This is a genomic window from Chryseobacterium sp. PCH239, assembly GCF_018924625.1.
GTDB classification, from domain to species: Bacteria; Bacteroidota; Bacteroidia; order Flavobacteriales; family Weeksellaceae; genus Chryseobacterium; species Chryseobacterium cucumeris.
This window is the reverse complement of sequence record NZ_CP073027.1, coordinates 2356617-2379435: the sequence shown is the minus strand read 5'-3', so window position 1 is coordinate 2379435 and position 22819 is coordinate 2356617. Positions and strand designations below refer to the sequence as shown.

The following is a 22819-nucleotide window of genomic DNA, read 5'->3' as shown; positions in this document are numbered from 1 at the left end:
TAAAATGTCAATAAAATAATAATGATCAATTAGTTAAAATCAAAATACAGATTATGTATTTTCTTGAAAAAATGAATATTTTTGTACGGTATAGAAAAATTAATGAAAAAGATATTCCTGCTTTTATTAGCATTCTTTTGTAGTCTATTTTTTGCTCAAAACAAAATTGATAGTTTAAAATTATTGAATTATGAGGAGTTAAGAAATAAATTTAATGTTTATGATGAATCTAATAAAAAGTTAGAAGCACAAGTTATTTCTCAATATTACTTAGCAAAAGCAAAAAAAGAAAAAAATATCCTTGAAATTGCAGAAGGATATAATCTTATGCATTCAACTGAGGACTTCCCTGTGGCCTTAAAGTATATTGATAGTCTGGCTATGATTACAAAAAATGTGAAAGGAGATGTATATCCAGCCAGAACATTTATTATAAAAGGAAATTTATACTATAAATATGACAATTTAAAAGCTGCCCTTGATAACTATATTTTAGGTTTGGAATATTCTAAAAAGCAAAAGAATTTGAAGCAAATAGCTTATGCTAATATGAACATTGCCTATTTAAATAGCTATATGGGGAAAAATAAAGAGGCAGCAAAAACATTTAGATATTATTTATTGAATTCCCACGATATAACAGATGAATATCAGCATGATCAGATGCGGGTAAGTCTTGCGTACTGCTATATTAAAATAAATAAAATTGATTCTGCCAGTTTTTTCATTCAGGAAGGATTGAATTCTCCCTTTGTACAAAAGAATATATATAATAGGAATCAGTATTTATATTTATCTGGACAGCTGCATCTTAAAACCAAAAATTATCAAGCTGCAATTGCTGAGTTAACAAAGGCGTATACTTATTTTTCAAGTATTAATGATAACAATCAAAATTTTGTATTATATAGTCTGGGAAAATGTTATGAAGAATTGAATAACAAACAAGAGGCGATAAAATATTTTACTCAGATAGATTCCAATGTAAAAAAAACGGAGATTACTTTTCCAGAGTTAGGAGATGTATATACTTTTCTAATAGATTATTATAGGGAAAACGGCGATAAAGAAAAGCAACTCTATTATATTGACCGTTTTCTAAAAGTTGATAAAAAGCTTGATGAACAATTTCGATACTTATCAACGGAGTTGCACCAAAAATATGATACGCCCAATCTTTTACAAGAAAAAGAAGTTATAATAAATGAATTAAAAAATAAAAAAACATTTTTATATGTTTCTGTTAGTATTTTAACTTTAATATTACTTTTACTTACCTATTTTTATTATAAAACTAAGAAAGCTGAGAAAGAACATCGAAAAATTGCTCAGGACTTAATTCATTTGATTGAAAAAAGAAATCTTGAAGCAGCTCAAAGTAAAAATGATAAACCAGTAGAAATATACGAACCGGTAAAGGTTGAAAGTGAAACCAAAACAATTAAAACGGTTCCCGAAGATGTTGCTCAATCTATCTTAAGGGATCTGGACAATTTCGAAAACAAACTTCATTTTTTGAAAAACGGGATTACATTAACAAGTCTTGCAAAAAATATTAAAACCAATACTGCTTACTTATCGGAGATTATTAATAATCATAAAGGTAAAAATTTCACAACTTATCTTAATGATTTACGTATTGATTATGCTTTAGATCAGCTTGTAAAAGATAAGAAATTTCGTTCTTATAAATTACCTGCTATTGCAGAAGAAATAGGTTATAATAACGTTCAGGCATTTTCGATTGCTTTTAAGAAAAAGACAGGAACTACTCCGTCTATTTATATTAAAGAGATTGAAAAATCAATTTTGAATTAAAATAAAACAAATATGATTTTAGCATAAAACTTACTATGCATAACATTAAACATTTGTTTAAAAAACCATAAAATACATTTAAAATTTAGTTAACAATTTTCTTCTTCATATACCGTTGCTTTGCAAAAAAAGTAATGATGGAAAACAACCACCAATTCAACAGAAGAAGATTTCTTAAAAATTCACTATTGGCAGCCGGAGGAATTTTTCTTGCTCCTCTTATCGAAAGTTGCAGTGACGATTTTACTGAAAATGGAAATGCTCCCGATAATCTCCAAAACGGAGGTTTTGAATCCGGGGTCGCAAGTTTTGATCCGAGTGCAACAGGAATTATTATCTGGACCCGATATTCAAAGGGAACGGATGCAGAAATTACATGGGAAATTAGCAAAAACAATACTTTTTCGGAGGTGGTAAGAAGAGGGCAGGCCAATGCTATGGCAGTAAATGATTTTACTATAGCTGTAGATGTACAGAATATCTCTTCTAACACAAAATATTATTACAGATTCTATAACAGTAAGACCAAAGAAGTGAGTGTGACAGGAGAAACCCTTACTTTACCTTCAAAATCGGATGCTGTAAGTGAAGTGAAAATGGCAGTGGTGTCTTGTTCCAACTTTCCTGCAGGACTTTTTAATGTATACGGTGCGATTGCAAAATCTGAAGCTGATGTTGTAGTACACCTTGGAGACTATATTTATGAATATGCTCCGGGACAATACGGAACAAATCCTTACACCAATCAGTTAGGAAGAGCTCATCAGCCGGCGAAGGAAATTCTTAACCTCAGCGATTACAGAGAAAGATACAGGCAGTACAGAGGAGATAAAAATCTTCAGCTTCTTCATCAGAAAAAACCGTTCATCTGTGTTTGGGATGATCATGAATTTGCTAATGATACCTATAAATCCGGAGCAGAAAATCATCAGCCCAACGAAGGCGATTTCCAGGCAAGAAAAATGGCGGCTTTCCAGGCATATAGCGAATATATTCCTCTTAAAACGGGAAAAGATATGAGAATTTACAGAAGTTTCAATTTCGGGAATATCCTTTCACTATACATGATGGATACAAGGGTGATTGCAAGAGATAAGCAAATGGAATATTCCGATTATATTGATAGCACTGGGAATTTTAATCAAATACAGTTTAAAACAGATTTTTTAAGCACAAACAGAAAACTAATCGGAAATGAGCAGATGGCATGGCTGGGCTCTCAGATCAATAGCGATACTGCAAAATGGAAAGTGCTGGGCCAGCAGATTTTAATGACTAAAATGATGGTTCCAGCAGAGTTATTGATGCTGCTGAATCAGATTCTTGCAGAAATTAAGCAACACGGAAGTGCACAGCCGGCTACCATGCAGGCCCTTCAGAATACCATCACTCAACTGATTATTCTTAAAACAAGACACCAGCAGCAGGATCCAACACTGACTCCGCAGGAAATTGCAAGAATCACAACTACTTTACCATACAATCTGGATGCATGGGATGGATATTTTATGGAGAGGGAACAACTTTATTCTGTTCTTGCAGGGAAAAATGTAGTGGTATTAGCGGGAGATACCCACAATGCATGGTTAGGAAAACTGAACGATGCACAAGGGAAGTTTATCGGAACAGAATTGGCTTGCAGTTCCGTTTCTTCTCCTGGCTTGGAAGGATATCTGGGAATAACTTCAGATCCTGCAAAAGCGATAGAACTGGCCCAGGCATTTTCATTACTGATTGATGATCTGGATTATGCCAATCTTTATAAAAGAGGATATCTGCATGTGAAATTTACCACTGGAAGTTCTACTGCAGAATGGAGGTTTGTAGACAATGTCATCTCTGATACTTATAGTGTAAGTACAGAAAAGACCTATACGATATTATAGTTTCGATAATCATATCTTATTTTCAATTAAGTAAAAAGAGTCACGGTGTACTGCGGTGGCTCTTTTGTATTATAGTTTGGAAGCTGGAAGCAGAGGAGGGAAGCTATTAAGATCATAACTGCTTACTGAAGGTTATTTACTTTTTTTGTATCTTGAACAGATGCAAGAGGATGTAAGAAAAGATTTTTTGCCATTAGTTTCTAAAACATGGTGGTTCATGACCTGGCTGACCAGGACTTTTGGGGGGCTTTTATTGTTGGCAGCGTTTCTGATCATAATAGGATTGCCTGTTGTGATGAGTGATAAACCGGTTATATTTGTTATTGTAGCCATACTATACTATCCGGCACTTGCTTTCGGTTTATATCGTTTTTTTCTTTACCAAAGGAGAATCAGAAAAAGAATTGTCAGAAAGATAGAGGTTGATGATAAAGGAGTTCACTATGAGAGAGCCGATGGAACAATAGATAAAATTTTGTACAATAGCCTGAAAAAATATTCCTTTTCTGATGAATATGATGTGAGTATCAGTCCAAGGCATAAAACTTATATATTGAAAGTAAATAACAATGGCTCGGTAGCAGACGTTGATTTTAATGGAATGGATGCAGGCTACACTACTTATATTGGAAATTTGAGAGCTTTACGAAGAAGATACATCCAGGGAATTGTGTATTTTCGACCAGATTTGCGAATAAATCCTTTGGTTTATGAGGTCTATTATATTAATCCTGTTGATTTTACTTTCGATCGTAAAAAGTTTTGGACAGAATGTGGGAAGATTTTGGTAATAATGATACTATTCTGTGTAATATTAGGAACCATCATGCTCGGATTGGTTAAATGGCTTTTTTAAGAATCTTTCATTGATTAACGAAGAATTTAAATTTCATATCCTGTTCAATTTATTTTTATATCTCAAAATCTTATGCTTATATTTATTTTATATTAAGGTTTTCCGGTTAATAAAACAGGGTGTATTCTCTGGAAAGTATGACTGGATTTAAAATTAAATGAATGAAAAGTTTAAAAAAGCAGCTCGGACAGTTTCCGGATGAAAAAAGGAAAGAATATTTCAGTACACTACCGAATTATCTCAACGGGCGATTTCAGAATATATTAACAACCCCGGCGCTGTTAGAAGGAGAAAGCATGACTAAATTGCTCCTTCAAAGCTTGTGCAAAGTAGAAAATACATCACCAAAAATCGCTCTCCCGTTTATAGTGACTGACCTTAAGAATCTTCGTCCGGATGAAAATGTGTTGGTATGGTTTGGGCACAGCTCCTATTTTATACAGCTGGATGGAAAGAAATTTCTTATAGATCCTGTTTTCAGTGGAAATGCTTCTCCAATGCCCGGTTCTATAAAAGCTTTTCAGGGGGCAGATTATTACAAACCGGAACATATGCCGGAAATAGACTTTCTGCTTATTTCCCACGACCATTGGGATCATCTTGATTATAAAACCGTTCATGAATTAAAAGATAAAGTAGGTAAAGTTATTTGTGGTTTGGGAACCGGACAGCATTTCGAATATTGGGGCTGGAGCTTTGATAGAATTATCGAAAAAAACTGGTGGGAAAGTATAGATATTGCAGGAGGCTTCAGAATTACACTCACTCCGGCAAGACATTTTTCCGGCAGATTGCTGAACCGTAATATCTCACTCTGGACTTCCTTTGTTTTAAAAACACCTGCGAAAAATCTGTTTTTAGGCGGTGATAGCGGTTATGGAAATCATTTTACAGAAATAGGGGAAAAATATGGACCATTTGATTTAGCCGTAATGGAAAATGGGCAGTATAATGAAAAATGGCCCTATATTCATACGCTGCCAGATCAGTTGATCACAGAAATAAAAGAACTGAAAGCCAAAAACTTTATCCCGGTACACAATTCTAAATTCAAGCTTGCCCAGCACATCTGGTATGAACCTTTGGAGCTCGCTTCGAAACATGCAGAAGAAAATAATATACCTATAACCCTTCCGATGATTGGAGAAAAAGTAGATCTGGATCAGTTGGGATCTGCAGTCTGGAAAAATGGTGGGAAGACTATATATAATTAAAACCTTTTATGTACTACTATAAAAAACTAATAACATTGTTAATTCTGCTTTACAGTATTTTGTCATACGCTCAATCCTATGAAAAAGATACTTTGCAGGGAGATTTTACATACCGCTTAAAAGGCAGGTTAAATACACAAACAGATTACATTCATGAGGAGCTGTTCTCATTACAGGTAAGTAATAACCGGGCATTTTTTACAAGTGTTCAATCTCTTAAAAGAGATTCGGTGATAGAAAACTCTCTGCAGACAACAAAGAATCCGGATGGAAGCATTAGTCTTAGCCTTGCAGGAGTATCAGTACCCAAAACAAGATTTCTCTCCACCATATTACAGACCAATGAAAATATACAATATTTCCAGTTAGCCGGAATGTCATTGCTTACGTATAAGCAACCCGTTATGAACGGCTGGAAACTTATTAATGAATCAAAAATAATTAATACACTACACTGCAAAAAAGCCGAACTCAGCTATAGAGGAAGAATCTGGGTGGCATGGTATTCCACTGAAATTCCATTTCCCTATGGTCCCTATAAATTTGGTGGATTGCCGGGACTGATCATCAAAATAGCCGATGAAACAGGAGATTTTGATTTTGAACTTGTAAAATCCGTACCCACTGCTGAACTAAAAGGTAAGCCTGTTAAGATTAATAAAAGAAGATATACAGAAGCCATAGAAACTACACAGCCAAAACTGGAACAGGCATTAAAGACTGCCAGAGAAAATGCGGCTGCTGTACTGGCAAGCTATGGAACGACAATTTTAAAAGGGCAGGAAATTGTACGACAAAAGCAAAGAGAGCAACAACAAAACCTGGCATATGATAATCCGATAGAACTGGAAAAATAAAAACCGGTCCATTATTGGCCCGGTTTCTTCCTTCTTATCAAAAAAATAATCACTACAAAGGTTCTTTATGATTGACCTTGGAATGAATAATATCGTAAAATACAGATGGATTTGCAGCATCAGGTGTAATTCTGTAAGTAAATGTTGTTTCGTTCAGTACCAGAATATCTACAACACGGGTAAAAGTAGGAGTGGTAAGTGTTCTTTTCTTTCCATCCGGAGAGATAGACCATGTTCCTTCGGATCTTAACACATCATTTAAACCAAAAATTTTAAAAGTTCCGTTGGCCTTGAAGTAAGAATATCCCACAAATCCGGCTACACTGGCATCATTTAATGCAATATTATTTCCGCTTTTATCCTTAGCTCCAGTAGTTTCCCATGGAGTAGAAGCCAGGGTAAGCTGCTCGTTCGTTGGCTCCGCATGAGAGGTTCTTGTATGGATGATATCATAGTAAACTGACTGATCGCTGGAGTTAGGACGAATTCTGTAGGTGAACTCATTTCTGTTCAAAACAAGAATTTCAACATCACGGGTGAAAATAGTAGTCCCATCCGGGTTTAATGCTGCAATAGTTCTTGTTTTACCCTGAGCATCTACAGACCATGTTCCCATAGATCTTAATATGTCAGTCAGATTATAAATTGCAAACTTTCCATCTGCTTTGAAGTAAGCAAAACCTACATATCCGGCTACGCTGGCATCGGTAAGGGCTACATTATTTCCATTTTTATCTTTGGCTGCTGTAGTTTCCCATGGAGTGGAAGACAATAGCTGTGAGGGAGTCTGTTGTTCAATACTTATTTCATTGTCATCACTTGAGCATGAAACAAAAGATGCTGATAACAGTATAGCAGCAGACAGATAACATAATTTTTTCAGTGTATTCATAAGGGTATTTTTAAGTCTTTGCAAACTTATCCCTAATCAATGTTAATATGTTGTATAAAATATCTCTTTTGTTGTAAAAAACATAACAGATCCCAGTTCAGAATGAGAAAAATGGTATTATGTCCAAAATTTGCATCAAAAGTACCCAATTCCCATCCTTTGGAGGGCTGGCAAAAATTCAAAGAATTTTTGACGGGGTGGTTTTTAGCATTATTTATTAAAATCAATTTCTTACCATAAAAATTCACCAAAAACTCTATTTTTGAATATGAATAACAGAAACCGCGGAAAAAATACTGGTGATGATACCTTATTTGGCTCAGAAAAACAGATCTCCAAACTGAGACTGGCTGTTGAAGACATGCAGTATCTGTTGAGCAGAGAGTATCCGGAAAAAGCGGCTTCTGATCTTGTGGGTAACAGGTATCGACTGAAAACCCGTCAGATACAAGCATTGAGGGGAGCGTCAGCATCCATTCAACAGCTTGATAACAGACAGTTGAAGCATGTTGGTACTTCAGATTTGAAAGATAAAACGGTATATCTTGATGGGTTCAATGTTCTTATTTTACTGGAAAGTCTGCTTTCCGAAGCTTATGTTTTTGAAGGATTGGATGGCTGTATCCGTGATCTTTCAGGTGTGCATGGAACTTATAAAAGAGTGAATCAAACCTTAAGAGCAGTAGAATTGGTAGCTTCTTTTTACCGGAAAAGTCAGATTGATCAATTGGTATGGATCTTTGATAAGCCGGTTTCCAACAGTGGAAGAATCAAACAGATTATTCTGGAATTTGCCGAAGAGCATCAACTCAATTGGGATGCAGATCTGCAATACAATCCCGATAAATTCCTGGTAGAAAGTTCAGCCATCGTTATTTCCTCAGATGCCTGGATTCTGGACCACTGTAAAGAATGGTTTAATCTGATCGGATATTTGATTACAGAAGAAAGTATTCCTGTTAATCTGATCAAAATGAAGTAAAATATGAATCCGTTCGAACCTTATATTGCCCTGTTATCCGAAACATGGAAAAGCCAATACAAAGCCATTTTAGCACAAGAACATCTGAAATATCTGGAAAAAAATATCCAGAAGTTTAAGGACAATACTTTAGAATTGCACCTTCCTTATTTTAATGAAGAAATAATTATTGACAGGAAAGAAAGCTTTGAAAAATTGATGAAGATTCTTGATAATAATGATTCAGATGATGTAAAAGCTCAACTTCTGGAAGAAATTCCTTTTGAACATTGGCTGAATGTTTTAGGACAAAGGCTTACCTCTGCCAGCATCCGTGATGAAAATGCTATTCCTCCTTTGAAAGGAACGTTGATCAATGCCTGCAAAGAACCATTCAACAATGAAATTACCATTGCACAAAGAGCCTGGGAAAAGCATATTGGAAGAATGGATGATGATTTCTGGGGAGAGATAAAAGGAAATAACCAACAGAAGCAGGAAAAAGTAATGGCAAAAATCAATGACATCCTTGATCATAAAACCTGGTGGAATGTTTTCTTCCATTACAAGCATGAGCTGGTTTTTGAAGTCCGGGAAAAAGAAGGCCATGGAATTCGTTGGAGTCACGGAGGAACAAAGCTGATCGGTTTTCTCGAAAAATTTATCAACGAATAAATAAATACAAACATCTGTGCATTTGCGAAATCTGTGGGAAAAAAAGTTCCCGCAGATTATGCTGCTTTTACTCATAAAACTATTGCACCTTTTCGTTTTTCGTCTTTTTTATCTTAATTTTTAACTGCGTAAAAACATTGCGTACCATGCTTCTAGTTTTGCAGACATAAAACAGAAGCTATGAATCAATCAGAACAAAAATTTTCAGCCGAAGAATGGGAAATATGTCTCAAGGTACTTAATTCCTTGAAAGAAACCCCTTTCCTGAACCCTGATAATAAAACATTTTCAGGACTGATTACCAAAATTCATAAAAATGCCAAAAGACAAAGCCGTCATGAAAACTATTCTGAGATGAGGTCTCATGATCTGGCGATAAATTCCAATGCGGTACTGATGCAGAAAGCATTGGCTGGTATTTCTGCTTTTTATGATGATGAAAAGGAAGAAGTGAAACTTACAAAGCTTCAGATTCCCAAAAACTGCTACTGCTGTAACCAAAGTTATCAGTATGCCCATTCTTTCTATTCCAGATTGTGTCCTGTATGCGCCGGAGAAAACTATGAAAAACGTTTTGAAACAACTGATCTTACGGGAAGAAATTTAATCCTGACAGGAGGAAGAGTGAAGGTGGGGTTTGCTACTGCATTGAAGGTGTTGAGAAGCGGGGCCAATTTGGTTTTGACAACCCGTTTTCCGGCATTGGCAATGGAGCTTATGCAGCAGGAGGCAGATTATGAAAACTGGAAAGACAGACTTTGGATCTATGGACTGGATCTTAGAAATCTGAAGGCAATCCAGGATTTTATTGATTTTTATAAGTTGAATTTTGATACGCTGGATATTCTCATTAATAATGCAGCCCAGACTATTAAATATCCCGACGAATACTATCTGCCAATTATAAAACGCGAAAAAGAAAAACTGATAGCATTTAAAGATATTCATACCCTGATTCCAAACCACACGGAAATTTCAAATGAAACAGCAAAACTGGAATATGCTCAAAATGAAGAAACGCAGGTTGCACTTACCCGTTTTGGACAGCCGGTAGATAACAGAGAAAAAACAAGTTGGAATTCTACGCTGGAAGAAGTTTCTATGTTTGAATTAGTAGAGGTGAACCTCATCAATCATATTGCCCCTTATTTTCTGATCAAAGAGTTGAAACCATTGATGAAAAACTCTGCTTTTAAAGAAAAATTTATCATCAATGTCACTTCATCAGAAGGAATTTTCAGCTACGAAAATAAGACGATTTTTCATCCGCACACCAATATGACAAAAGCAGCTCTGAATATGATGACCCTCACTTCTGCAAAAGAATTTGAAAATGATCAGATTTATATGAGTGCCGTAGATGTGGGGTGGATTTCTACAGGAGCCAAAGAAAGTCTTAGAAAGAAACAGTTTGAGATGGGATATATTCCCCCGCTGGATTCTGTGGATGGGGCGGCCAGAATTCTGCACCCTGTGATAGAAGGAATAAAAGGAAATTACTTCAGTGGAGTTTTATTGAAAAACTATAAAGTTCATACCTGGTAAAATCCATACGGAGATAATAGTAATAATGGAAAAATACATTTTGCTAAAATGAGTTGCAGGTTCGATTCCTGCTTATCTCCCAACTATTGAAACGGTAGCTCAACGGAAGAGCTTTGACCATCCACGTCAACGGCTGCGGGTTCGATTCCCGTCCGTTTCACAGGAGTACATAGTTCAAAAGGAGAAGAATACGTCCTCAGCAGGGACGAGCTGCAGGTTCAAATCCTGCGGTACTTCCAATGCAAACAATGGAGATAATAGTTTAACGGAAAAATGATTCCCTGCCCGGAATTGATGCACGTTCGAATCGTGCTTATCTCCCTAATCAGAAAGTCAGAGCAGTAGCTTAATCTGGAAAAGCATATCCATGGAGGATAGGTTGCCGGTTCGATCCCGGTCTCTTTGGCTTTCATTTTAAAATATAATACCATGCTTAAAAAACTATTGATTTATCTGAACATTATTGATGAAATTCAGGTTCCGGTACCTATACAGAGGAGGGATAGAACTCCAATGGAAAAAGCGTTGGAGCGTTCGAGAACTGAAATGCTGAAAGAAAGAAGCAGGATTGTGCAGGAACAAAAAAGAGAAGCCTCAGAAAGCTTAGTGAAAGGAAAGAAAGTGACAGAATCTATTCTCCCCGTAAGAGAAAGGAAAACCAACAGAAACTATTTGAACAGAATTAATAATCTGGCAGAATATACAAAGGATTATAAAGAATATTGTCTTGAGAAAACAAGCAACCAGCATATGTTGAAAACAGAACAATATCATATTTATGCTAAAAGCGGAACTACAGAAGCATTTCAGATTTCTGAAGATGCCTTTATCACCCATAATGAACATAAGATGCTGCGGATAGAAAGCGATTACTTTGTAAAGTATATCCAGCAGGAATATAACCCGATAACTCAAATCATAGAAAATGCATACGACTGATACCATAAGAAAATATAAAATATTCTCCGAAGAAGACTGGGCGGATATTGTTTTTGATAAATATGCTTTGATAGAAGTTTATGCTAAAAACATCACCTTTCATTGTACAGAAATAGAAGGAAGCTTGTATTTGCGTGGTGAAGGCTGCCGCTTTCCGGAGTTGAAATATATCGCTGGAAATCTTTCTATTGATGCAAAATATTGTGAACTTCCGGTACTTGAAACAGTAGAACGTCATTTTACCATGCATTGCCATACCATGATGAATGAGCTTAGAAAAGTCAGAGGCAATTTTAAGTGTATTGTGGATGCCGCTTTTAAAAACCTGGAAACGATCGGAGGATGTATTGCTGTAAAGAATGCCACAGTACATACCAGAAATGGAAAGTTGCTGAAAACAAGAGATGTTATTCCTGTTCAGTACCAGTTTCAGGCAGATGAGCTTTTGAAAGATGATATTTTTGATATCAATATTCTCGGAGATAATATTATAATTCCTCATCGGGAAATACGTGGTAAAATTACCATTGTAGGGAAAAATGTTTCATTCCCGAATCTGGAATTTGTTCATGGTACGCTTAGAATAAGAAGTGAATATCATATCGGGCATAAATTTACCCATCATTTTCCCATGCTGAAGAAGTTGATTGGTAACCTGAAATTTGAAAATACCGGTGTCTCATTTCCGGTACTTCAGGAAACCAGCGGAAGTATTCATATGGAAAACGGTTCTTATGTCACTTTTCCGGCACTTGAAAAATCCGGTAATATAATGCTCAATGGAGGAAGTAGAGGGGCATTTCCGGTTTTGACTGATATTATTGGAAATTTCATGTATAATGGTTCTGAAAAGTGTGAGTTGAATGCTCTTCGATATGTGAAAGGCTTTTTCAATACCTATAATACGTTCGCTCCTAACATTGCTGAAGTGGGAGATCTGATTATCCATGAAACCCATCGTTTTGAACACCTTCAAAAAGTGAACGGGAAAATTCAGTTTTTGTATAATGTGAACCCTGCAACAGATTTTAAATCGTTGGAGTATCTTGGGGAATGGGGAGATTCCAGAATGAAAGACCTGAAGTTTCCTGCGTTGGAATGTATCAACAATTATTTGTACGGTACCTATGATGGCTTTGAACATATCGCAAAGAATATTTATTTTAAAATAAATAATAATTTGCATCTTACGAAAGATTATTTTATTATTTCACGGACATCTTTTCCTTATATTTTCCAGGAAAAGCGTTATCCTTTGAGAAAACTGGTTGCCATCTTAAAATTAAGACACAGCAGCTTTCAGAATTTTAAAACCCGTGAGTATGAAAGACAATGGGAGTCTTTTAATACTCCATTTTTTACAAAGGTTTTAGGAAAAATTGAAAGTCTCTGGACAGAAGTGGAGCCGATGAAATATGAGGAATTCTTTAAAGCAGAAGACAGGAACTTTAAACTGTTTTGTTTCAGTTATTATGGCGTAGGAAATCTGATGAAAAAACTTGAATCCAGAAAGATCAATGAAAAAGAAATTGAAATTGCCTACGAGGAGTATGATGAAAACGGAAACGAAAAACTAACCCAAAAAGTTAACCGTTATGAAGTACATGAAATTGAAAACCGTAAATTGGGAGTGTTCATCTGGGGGAGCAGAGCAGAATATTCTTATGCAGTGAAATGTTGGTGCCCATCTACGGAAAAAGAACACTGGCTGTGGATAGAATCCGATTATAAATCCGATGCTTTAACGGCCATTGCATCTACCTTCAGAATACACAGTAATCTGATTCCTTATATAAAATGCTTGAAGAGACAGGGAGATCTGCTCATCTGCGAATTGAAAGAAAAAGTAACTCCTACCGGAGAAATACGACCTCTTACAGCTTCAGAATACTTTAATCTTCTGAGAGCAGAAACATAAACAAGAAACAGTAGTTTAACTGGAAAAATATTCCATTCAAAGGAAGGTCATCGGTTCGAATCCGGTCTGTTTCTATTTTTTTAACTAAAAGTAACCAATAATAAAAAGTAAAAGAATGAATACTTATATTGATATTGGCATTAATCTGACCAATAAACAGTTCTACAATGAACACGAAGAAATTATTAACCGTGCTTTGGACGAGGGGGTTGAACATATGATTCTCACCGGAACCAGCATACGTGGAAGCAAAGAGTCTGCGGAAATTGCACAAGAATATCCCGAAATTTTATTTTCAACAGCCGGAATTCATCCCCACGATGCCAAATCTTTTAATGGACAAAGTATTGATGAGCTCAGAAAACTATTAAAGCAGGATCATGTGATTTCAGTAGGAGAGTGCGGATTGGATTTTGACCGTGATTTCTCTCCCAGACCTTTGCAGGAAAAATGTTATCAGGCACAGCTTGAACTCGCCATTGAAGTAAACAAACCCCTTTTTCTTCATGAAAGATCTGCATTTAAAAGATTTAATGAAATCACAGATGACTGTCTTTCAAAGTTACCTGAAGCCGTTGTACACTGCTTTACCGGAACATTGAATGAAGCAAAAACTTATCTGGATAAAGGATTTTATTTAGGATTTACAGGAGCCATCAGTGATGAGAAAAGATTTAAACACCTTGAAGACGTTATAAAATATGTCCCTCTTGACAGGATGATGATTGAAACAGACGCCCCATTTATGCTTCCGAAGAATATGCCGAGAATGCAGAACAGAAGAAATGAACCTTCATTTTTACCTTATGTAGCACAAACCATTGCCCATCTGAAGAAGATCAGCATTTCTGAAGTGGCAGATGATACTACAGAAACAGCCAGAAATTTTTTCAGACTATAAAAAAGAGCTCTACTGATGAAGTAAAGCTCTTTTTTTATAATGAATTTATTTCTTACAAACTCTTTATAGCTGATTCCAAAGCTAGTTCCATCATTGGATTCAAAGCTGTTTCTCTTTCATCAGCAGAGATTTTTTCGTGGGTAGGAATAATATCCGTTACCGTAAGAATAGTCGCTGCATTTTTTCCTAAATGCTGAGCATTGGCAAATAAACCAAAAGCTTCCATTTCTACTGCAGGACAGTTGTATTTTGTTGCAATTTCCGGAGTGTTAGGATCTTTTCTGTAGAAAATATCACTACTGTGGATATTGATGGCTTTAGCATTTAATGATAGATCTTTAGCCGTTTCGTTGATGGTATTAAAGATATTCCCCTGGTGAGAAAGGATTTCGTCTTCAATTCCCCATGCATATTTGGCATACGTACTTTCACTGGCAGCTTTGTCAATATTTAAGATATCAAAAAGTTGAAGATCTGTATTGTAAGCACCACAAGTTCCGATTCTGATGATCGTATCTACTTCATATTCTGTAAATAACTCAAAAGAATAGATTCCTATACTTGGGAAACCCATTCCACTCGCTCCTACAGTGATTTCTTTACCTTTATAAAGCCCTGTATAATAAAAAATACCTCTGGTTTTGCTTACCAGTTTAGCATTTTCTAAATAATTTTCAGCAATATACTGTGCACGAAGCGGATCCCCCGGCTGCAATACTACTTTAGCAATTTCTCCTTTTTTTGCACTGATGTGAATACTCATAATGTTTTTTTGAATGGGACAAAGATAATAACTTTTAGTTTGTTTATATAATTACGAAAATGGAAACAATGAAACCTCTTCTTATTAATAGAATATATAAGATATTATTAATAAATGCTTTAAATAATATTTTAAATAAAGTCCTTTGTATAATCCAAAACCTAACCTTGTAAACAGAGAACAATAAAAGAATAACGAAGAGCAGGTATCGTGAAAGCAGACCGGCTACTTTTGCAGAAGTAAAACATTTAACATTTTAAAAGTGAAAATAGAGCATATTGCCATTTGGGTGAAAGATCTTGAACAATCCAGAGCATTTTATCAGAAATATTTTGGAGCAGTTTCCAATGAAAAATACCATAATCCGGTTAAAAACTTTCAATCCTATTTTTTAAGTTTTGAAAATGGCTGCCGTCTTGAAATTATGACCAGACCGGATATCAAAGAAAGCAAAAACTCTTATGAATCCCAGCAGTACGGAATTATTCATCTTGCATTTTCTGTAGACAATAAACAAAAAGTAGACGAACTTACAGAAATACTGAGAAAAGATGGATATAAAGTAGCTGGAGAACCGCGTACCACAGGAGACGGATATTACGAAAGCGTCATCCTTGATCCGGAAAATAATATTATTGAAATTGTATCACACTAAGTCATTACGAGGAGCTTTAGCAACGAAGCAATCTTTAGTATAGTAATAAATATGTAATTTCAAACATTGTAGGTTTTTAAAACCTAAAAGGTTTAGATTGTAAGAATTATCTTGCTGAAAACCTCACATTCAGCGAATTCGAAATGTTCTCACGCCTTAAAAAGTATTACAATGCTTACTCACTGGCGCCTTTGCGCTTTCCAACCTTAGGATAACTTCAAAGAATCCATATTTAAAAAGAATCTTCTCCACAAAAATTTTATTCTCAACGAAATAATTTTATTTTTGTTAGATCATGGAAACCAAGTCACCGTTTTTAGACACGATATTTTTGCTTCGTAAGGAAGAATGTATTACTCTTTTTTCAAACTTACAGCAAATTTCCCCTCAGGAAGAGGCGGAAGCAGGAGATTATTTTGAAGCTGAATTCGAAAAAGAAAGACTTGAATTTTTATCTGATCAATTGACCTGCAGCAAAGAAACCGCTATTTGGGCTGCCAAGGTGCTCTACCATAGCGCACAGCTTTATCTGATCAGAGAAAATACAGAAAAAAATATTGACAATCTTATTCCCCGGTTCAAAGGAACACGGGATATTCCTTCTATCTTATCTGCAGACTTGTCACTGAGATTTTTGCCACAGGTAATGACTGCTTTACATACTGTGGATCCCGAAGATGCTTTAATCCCTATGCTGGAAAATATTCTGACACAGTTTCACTATTCCGGAGTAGGGTATGATCTTGATCTGAAGAACGTGAACTGGACAGAAGAACTGCAAGACAATACCTACAGGAAACTTTATCTGGAAAGAATTGTTGAAAAAAGAGATTATAAACTTGCGGAAATTCCGTTCATTAATAAACTACTAATAGCCGAATTCGGAATGTACAAAGATGCATTCTGGCGAGAACTAAAAACTATAACCGAAGACAACAATGAAAGCGTATGAGAAAGTATTTGAATTTTTAACCGACCCTACAAAAGAAACATTCCTGAAATGCCGTGAACTGGTGATCAGTAATACGGAATATGATCCCTATTCCGAAGATATTGAAAACTTACAGGATTTACTGAATGAAGGGAAATTTGAAGAGGTTATACAATATGTCAATGTCAATATTTTACTGAGTCCCAGAGCGCATATCTGTAAATATTTTGCTTACAAAGAACTGGGGGACGAAAAAGGACGGAATATTGAAATGACCATAGCACAGCTTATCTTTGATTGCCTTGAAAAAACCGGAGACGGAACCAAAGATTCTCCTTATATGATCACAAGAATTTCCGATGAAAGAGATCTGATCAGACATCACTTCAATAAACAGGATGTTTCACAAAGTCTGGTCAAGGATGGAGATAAAATCATGGATGTACTTACACTGGATGACGGAACACAGCTGTATTTCGATATCAAAGTGCCTTATCAGAGACTGGCTTTTTCATTCAATAAAAGAAATGAACAGGCAGAAAATAAAGAAGAGAAAACCCCGAAGAAAAAGTGGTGGAAATTTTAATTTTTAAAATCAATGAACCAGAATATAAATCAGCTAAATACAGTCCTTAACTACGTAAAAGATACTTTTGTAGGTAAAAATGATGTCGTAGACCTTTTAGGAATATGCCTGTTGGCAAGAGAAAATGCATTTTTATACGGACCTCCGGGTACGGCAAAATCTGCGATTGTCAGAACACTGGCCAAAACAGTGAAGGACGGAAAGAATTTCGAATATTTGTTAACCCGTTTTACAGAACCGAACGAGATTTTCGGACCTTTTGATATCAGAAAACTGAAAGAAGGTGAACTTTTAACCAATACGGAAGGAATGATGCCCGAAGCTTCCTTGGTTTTTCTTGATGAGATCTTCAATGCGAACTCGGCTATTTTGAATTCCCTTCTGACAGCACTCAACGAAAAAATATTTAAAAGAGGAAAAGAAACCAAACATCTGCCTGCACTGATGTTTGTAGGAGCAAGTAACGTTCTTCCGGAAGATGAAGCACTGAATGCATTATTTGACCGTTTTTTGGTAAGAATTAATGTAGACTATGTCAATCCCGAACTCTTACAACAGGTACTTTTGGCCGGAAGAAAACTGGAAAACGAAGAAAAAACAGAAGTTCCGGAAATCCATGCTGACGAAATCAGACAGCTTCAGAGTTTGTGTAGAACCATAGATCTTAAACCCATTTATGAAGTCTACCTGAACACAATTATGAGCCTCAGAAATACAGGGATTGCTATTTCAGACCGTAGAGCGGTGAAACTTCAGAATCTGATTGCAGCAAGCGCCCTGATCTGCGGAAGAAAAGAAGCCGTACTTTCTGATTTGTGGGTGTTAAAGCATATCTGGGATACCGAAGAACAGATTGAAATTCTGGAAGGAATTATCAACAGGACGATTGAGAAGGATGATCATCCGGATTCCCATCCACAGGCCATGCAGAACAAAACTCCCAATCCTGAAGAAGTTATGAAAGACGTAAAAATTCTTGTAGAAAAATGGAATGAAGGAACATTAAGTTTTGAAGAGCAGAATGTAATAAAAGATAAATTGAGATACCTGCAGACCCGTTGCGACTGGATCAGAAATCCGGAGCAAAAACAATATATCCAGCAAGAAATTGAAAGCTTATGGCAGAAGATTCTTCAAAGCGTTTAAAAGAATTCTGGGCGGAAATTCCCCGTGCTGATGAAGATTTTCTGGGTTCCATCAGAGACTTGAAGAATATTCAGATTGCTGTAGAGGATGAAACGATCTGGCTGAAAGGCTTTATCGAGGAACAGGCGGCAGCTCCGGAAATGCAACAATTGCCGGACTTTATTCTGTATGAACTTCGTGATGGACTTTTATTCAGAAAAGAGGCTTTGGTTCCGAGTAAAAAAATGCGGACAGCTTTGCTCTGGATTCCGATAGACAAAGCATTGCAGCTTAGTCTTCCCCCTTCAAACCAAAACTATTTTGGGATTCATGAACAGGTTCGGATACAACTAAAAGAAAGCAATGAAGAACATTCGGTTATCGCTTTGCTGAGCAACATTGCCGATATTAAAGAAAGTATCGCTGCACTACCGAAGTTTAAGCTTGAAAAAATAAAATGGACAGTTCTGGGCGATAAAGCCCTGTTTATGGGAACTCCATTATTGAGCTTTCCCGGAAAGACCTACTGGACAAAGGACAGACATTTATTGCCTGCAGGTCTGGATTTTGAATTTAAAAACCTAAGCACACTGTTGCAGCAAAAATATAATCAAGAGGAAGGATGGCTGCTGTGGGATGGAAATGGGAATTATCTTTCAATAAAAGAAACAGACTTCCGTCCATTATCCGTAAGCTCATTCCGCCTGACAGAAAAATCAAGAGAATGGAATTAAAGGCTTATTTCCAGTCCTATGAAAATTATTTTTGGGAATGGAAAACTGATGAAGATGTTCCCGGTGATTCCGGTTATCATGAAAACAATCTCCTCTCCATTCCCGGAGTAGGAGCCATAGCTTACAGGCCTTATCTAATGGAGATACTGAAAGAGCTTCAGCCGCAGGGATGGCCTCCGTTCGGGGCATTGCTTATGGTTTTGTATGCGATGCAGGATGGATATACGGACTTTGCAGGCCCGCTAAGACGTACAGCTGAGTTTTATAGCGGTGAAGATTTTGAGTTCAACGCGGAAAAGCAAATTGAGTTCCTTGAAAAAATAAAATCACTACCCAAAGTTTATAAGGAGAAACAGAACAGAATTGTATTGCTCCAGACTTTGTTCAACAATAGTCATAACAGGGTGGCCTCTCTTCATGCGGATATTTATTTAAAGATCTATTATAAACGACCGCAGGAACTAGCGATCAGTGCAGAAAAACAAGACGAAGGTTCAATAGCTTTAAACAAAGATCTGAGCGCTTTGAATCTCAATGAAAAATTTCCTACGGTGCAATCCATTATTGATGCCATGAAAGGATTGGTTCATGAGCCGGAATTGGAGGATGAGGTGGTAGAAGAAGAGACAACTGCAGATAGCCATAAAGATTTTATCAAAGAATTAATTGATGAACCCAAGACTTTTCAGATAGGAAGCCTGATCAAAAGAATCTGGAGCGGCCTTAAAATTCCAATGCGTCATCTTTCTCCCGGAGAGCAACCCATTGGAGGAATTTCCGATATGACCAATAAAGGAGATTTTCACAGAATGCTTCTTTCCGAATTTGCCAATGAAGATGATGTCTTTATAAATCGTGTTGCCAATAACGAAGCACTTTATATTCAAAGAGAGATTCCGCCTGAAGAAAATATTTTTGAAAGAATTATCCTGATTGATACTTCCCTTAGAAACTGGGGAACACCAAAAGTATTGGCTTATGCCTCTGCAATAGCCATTATTAAACATCCCAAAGCTCATTCTGAATGTAAAGTTCTTGCTTTAGGGCAGGCAGCAATTCCGATTTCACTGAACAAAGTGGAAGAAGTGGTGGAAAATCTTAACCAGGTAAGTCCGGTTCTGGAAGTTTCGGAAGCACTGGAGAAGTTTTTTAACGAACATCATTCACAAAAAGATATTGAAGTGTTCTTCATTACCCATCAGGATAATATGGCTGGTGAGGAAATTCAGCGGGTTGTACATCAGAATAGGGATAAATTGAAGTTTTTGGTAACAACGGCTTCAGATGGTGAAATCAATTTTTACAAGCATCATAAAGGAGCAAGAAAGCATATCCAGAAAATAAAACTTCCATTGCAGGAGCTGTGGGCCAATCCGCCGCAACAAAAACAATCTGTTCAGAACTTCAATGGAAAGAAAACAGATCTTCCTCAAAACTATCCGATTTTATTTCCAACGCCGGTTAATAAGATTGCTAAGTTCTTATATGAAGGAGAATTTTTCATTTTGAGTTCAAAAAAGCAATTACTGAAAACTTACCTTTCTGATAATTATTACGACAGACATTCTTACGATTATTATAAAACATTTCATGGCTGTGAAGTTTTGTTTGATAAAATTTCCATAAAACCCAAAGGACAGTTTGCCTTGGCAAAAAACAGACAGCAACACTTTATTCTGTGTCAGTACCATCCTGAACAGAAACTTATTTTAAAACTTAATCTTAATACCGGAGAATATTCTGACCAGAATCTTACAGGGATGAACATTCTGGAGTCTTACCGGTTGATTTATTTTGGACGGAATTTTTATCTTCATCATCCGGACAACCCTACCCATTACAAAATCAATATTGATGGGAACATTTCTGTAGAGCCTATTACCGGAAAGGATAAAGAATTTGAAAAAAATAATATAAAAGCAGAAGCAGAAGTTGCCAGGTTGAAAGGAAGTGGACTGAAGGTCATCAATAATTTCAATAAAATAGGAATCAACAAGTATAATAACCTCGTTGTTTCTGGAAATGAACTATACAGTGCTACGGAAAATACACTTGATTTTTCCAAAAATAAATTTGATATCAAAATTTTCGCAGAGCAGAATAAAAATAAATTTACATTTCCTGACGGAAGTGAAATCATCACCGACTCTCGGGGAATGCTGACGTTCCGAAGCAGTAATAAGAGTATCGAAGAATTCTTTATTCCATCTACATTAGGTGGTTTTCTCTCGTTAGCTACCTATACGGAATTCGGAGGATCAGAATATTATCTTCCGGAACATGCCCTGTTGAAAGTAAAAACAATGGATGATATGTGTGACAGGTTTTTAAAACCGTTTATAGAACAGATTTTGGATTATGGAGCTTAGAATAAAACCTTTCCCGAAAAATAATTATCCCAAAAAAGGACTTTTAATCAAAGGTTCTTCACCTGTGGTATGGCTTCAGGAAATGGAAATCCTTGGTATTAATTTAAGTCAGGTAAAATCTTTTGCCATTCCGGCAGACAGTCCCAATGTGCTGTACGGTTGTTTTCTCATTTTTAATGATTATGCTCCGCATGAAATAGGCAGGAATGCTTATTTTCAAAGTGTGGATGACAGGCTTTTTATCCCTGAAAATACAACCTTTTATCCCAAAATAAATCCTGAAGACTGGGCACAGCTTGATTCACGTTTTCTGATTATGCATCCCGAATTCGGGTTGGTAAAACTCTCTGAAGAAATCGACTGGATCTCATTAATTCAACAGCCTGAAACCATAAATGAAACCATCAGAAAGCCTCTGAACGGAGTTTCAATCCCTCAGAAAATAGAAAGCTACACGGTGGAAATGGATGATGAAAAAGTAATGGAAGCATTACAACCAAAACAAACCGAAGAAGAATGGATGAACAACCTGCCGTTTGATCTTAAAAAAGTAATGGCCGGAAATAAAAAAGAAATAGAAAAATACTTAAAATATATTGAAAAATACCCTGAAAGAGCAGTAGATTTAGGTGTTTCCCTGGACGTAATGGGAACTTCCAGAGGTGATGGATTTGGTAAGTTTACCTGGCTGGAAGGATTATTTGGTGGCGGTGCAGGAGGCAAAAAGGAAAGTGCAGGAACCAGAAATTTTCGCAGAGTATTCTGGGCAGTCATTATTGCCGCTATCGTTTTAAAGATTGCATTACCTTCAGATAAAAATAGTTCGGAACAGGATGAAAATACTCCTTCTTCAGGAAAGATAGCAAATAATGCAGCAAAAGCACCTTCTGATATAATTGCTTTCCAGTCCGGGACGTCGGAAATTGATCTTAAAATAGATTCAATGTATCACCAGCAGAGAAAGGGATTATCCAAAGAGCTTATTCATGCAGGAATCATTGAATCCAAAACAAAAGAAGACAAAGAAAACTATAAAAAAGGTGGCGGAAGAGATGTAAGCGAAATAGGAAGAGATATCGAAAAGCTTGTTAATAAAGAAAAACAAAGCAGAGATTCTCTTAAAACCATTTACACCAAAAAAATCACAAAACATCTTGAACAAAAACTGAAAATCTGAAACGTAACATTTCAGAT

General features: G+C 36.2%; 20 protein-coding genes and 3 tRNA genes. 21 read left to right on the top strand and 2 right to left on the bottom strand.

Annotation, left to right across the window (positions count from 1 at the left end; genetic code table 11):
* Nucleotides 1-102: 102 nt before the first annotated feature.
* The 5 genes from KBP46_RS11005 (at nt 103) to KBP46_RS10985 (ending at nt 6631) form a co-directional block, all read left to right on the top strand.
* Entirely contained in the window at nt 103-1818 is a 1716-nt protein-coding gene (locus KBP46_RS11005) for a helix-turn-helix transcriptional regulator (RefSeq protein WP_123278951.1), read from the top strand.
* 134 nt (nt 1819-1952) lie between these two features.
* Nucleotides 1953-3704 (top strand): alkaline phosphatase, encoded by a 1752-nt coding sequence (locus KBP46_RS11000; protein WP_216445372.1) that lies wholly within the window; start codon nt 1953-1955, stop codon nt 3702-3704.
* Between the two features lie 160 nt (nt 3705-3864).
* On the top strand, nt 3865-4560 hold the full coding sequence (locus KBP46_RS10995; RefSeq protein WP_216445371.1) for a hypothetical protein: 696 nt from the start codon (nt 3865-3867) through the stop codon (nt 4558-4560).
* Between the two features lie 161 nt (nt 4561-4721).
* Nucleotides 4722-5774, top strand: a complete 1053-nt coding sequence (locus tag KBP46_RS10990; protein ID WP_253297269.1) for an MBL fold metallo-hydrolase — start codon at nt 4722-4724, stop codon at nt 5772-5774.
* Nucleotides 5775-5782: 8 nt separating this feature from the next.
* Nucleotides 5783-6631 carry a GLPGLI family protein gene (locus tag KBP46_RS10985; RefSeq protein ID WP_062675561.1) on the top strand — a complete coding sequence of 283 codons (849 nt, stop codon included), beginning with the start codon at nt 5783-5785 and terminating at the stop codon, nt 6629-6631.
* A gap of 52 nt (nt 6632-6683) precedes the next feature.
* On the opposite strand, the gene KBP46_RS10980 is transcribed toward KBP46_RS10985, so the two are convergent.
* A complete protein-coding gene (locus KBP46_RS10980; protein ID WP_216445370.1) occupies nt 6684-7523 on the bottom strand; it encodes a DUF4822 domain-containing protein in 840 nt (279 codons plus the stop codon).
* Nucleotides 7524-7791: 268 nt separating this feature from the next.
* Between KBP46_RS10980 and KBP46_RS10975 the strand changes: the two genes are divergently transcribed.
* The 9 genes from KBP46_RS10975 (at nt 7792) to KBP46_RS10935 (ending at nt 14462) form a co-directional block, all read left to right on the top strand.
* Nucleotides 7792-8505, top strand: a complete 714-nt coding sequence (locus KBP46_RS10975) for a DUF434 domain-containing protein (protein ID WP_216445369.1) — start codon at nt 7792-7794, stop codon at nt 8503-8505.
* A gap of 3 nt (nt 8506-8508) precedes the next feature.
* Nucleotides 8509-9159, top strand: coding sequence for a hypothetical protein (locus KBP46_RS10970; protein WP_120233390.1), 651 nt, complete (start codon nt 8509-8511; stop codon nt 9157-9159).
* A 180-nt stretch (nt 9160-9339) separates the two neighbouring features.
* A complete protein-coding gene (locus KBP46_RS10965) occupies nt 9340-10704 on the top strand; it encodes an SDR family NAD(P)-dependent oxidoreductase (protein ID WP_216445368.1) in 1365 nt (454 codons plus the stop codon).
* A gap of 88 nt (nt 10705-10792) precedes the next feature.
* A tRNA-Gly gene (locus tag KBP46_RS10960) sits at nt 10793-10864 on the top strand.
* 2 nt (nt 10865-10866) lie between these two features.
* Nucleotides 10867-10942, top strand: a tRNA-Ala gene (locus KBP46_RS10955).
* Between the two features lie 96 nt (nt 10943-11038).
* Nucleotides 11039-11110 (top strand) — tRNA-Pro (locus tag KBP46_RS10950).
* Nucleotides 11111-11133: 23 nt separating this feature from the next.
* Nucleotides 11134-11643 (top strand): hypothetical protein, encoded by a 510-nt coding sequence (locus tag KBP46_RS10945; protein ID WP_216445367.1) that lies wholly within the window; start codon nt 11134-11136, stop codon nt 11641-11643.
* On the top strand, nt 11630-13561 hold the full coding sequence (locus tag KBP46_RS10940) for a hypothetical protein (protein WP_216445366.1): 1932 nt from the start codon (nt 11630-11632) through the stop codon (nt 13559-13561). The genes KBP46_RS10945 and KBP46_RS10940 overlap by 14 nt, the downstream gene beginning before the upstream one ends.
* Before the next feature lie 115 nt (nt 13562-13676).
* A complete protein-coding gene (locus tag KBP46_RS10935) occupies nt 13677-14462 on the top strand; it encodes a TatD family hydrolase (RefSeq protein WP_062675555.1) in 786 nt (261 codons plus the stop codon).
* A gap of 52 nt (nt 14463-14514) precedes the next feature.
* Here KBP46_RS10935 and deoD read toward each other — a convergent pair whose 3' ends face one another.
* Nucleotides 14515-15225 carry a purine-nucleoside phosphorylase gene (deoD, locus tag KBP46_RS10930; RefSeq protein WP_034693505.1) on the bottom strand — a complete coding sequence of 237 codons (711 nt, stop codon included), beginning with the start codon at nt 15223-15225 and terminating at the stop codon, nt 14515-14517.
* Between the two features lie 262 nt (nt 15226-15487).
* Here deoD and KBP46_RS10925 point away from each other — a divergent pair, with 262 nt between their 5' ends.
* From KBP46_RS10925 to KBP46_RS10895, 7 genes are all read left to right on the top strand, one after another.
* Nucleotides 15488-15880, top strand: coding sequence for a VOC family protein (locus KBP46_RS10925; protein ID WP_216445365.1), 393 nt, complete (start codon nt 15488-15490; stop codon nt 15878-15880).
* 295 nt (nt 15881-16175) lie between these two features.
* Nucleotides 16176-16832, top strand: a complete 657-nt coding sequence (locus tag KBP46_RS10920; protein WP_216445364.1) for a hypothetical protein — start codon at nt 16176-16178, stop codon at nt 16830-16832.
* Entirely contained in the window at nt 16819-17397 is a 579-nt protein-coding gene (locus KBP46_RS10915) for a DUF4919 domain-containing protein (RefSeq protein WP_123278942.1), read from the top strand. The genes KBP46_RS10920 and KBP46_RS10915 overlap by 14 nt, the downstream gene beginning before the upstream one ends.
* A 12-nt stretch (nt 17398-17409) precedes the next feature.
* Entirely contained in the window at nt 17410-18543 is a 1134-nt protein-coding gene (locus KBP46_RS10910) for an AAA family ATPase (RefSeq protein WP_062675551.1), read from the top strand.
* The gene (locus KBP46_RS10905) at nt 18516-19256 is read left to right on the top strand and encodes a hypothetical protein (protein ID WP_216445363.1); all 741 of its coding nucleotides are present in this window, start codon (nt 18516-18518) and stop codon (nt 19254-19256) included. The genes KBP46_RS10910 and KBP46_RS10905 overlap by 28 nt, the downstream gene beginning before the upstream one ends.
* Nucleotides 19247-21625 (top strand): hypothetical protein, encoded by a 2379-nt coding sequence (locus KBP46_RS10900; RefSeq protein ID WP_216445362.1) that lies wholly within the window; start codon nt 19247-19249, stop codon nt 21623-21625. The genes KBP46_RS10905 and KBP46_RS10900 overlap by 10 nt, the downstream gene beginning before the upstream one ends.
* A complete protein-coding gene (locus KBP46_RS10895) occupies nt 21615-22802 on the top strand; it encodes a hypothetical protein (RefSeq protein ID WP_253297268.1) in 1188 nt (395 codons plus the stop codon). The genes KBP46_RS10900 and KBP46_RS10895 overlap by 11 nt, the downstream gene beginning before the upstream one ends.
* The last annotated feature ends 17 nt before the right edge of the window (nt 22803-22819 follow it).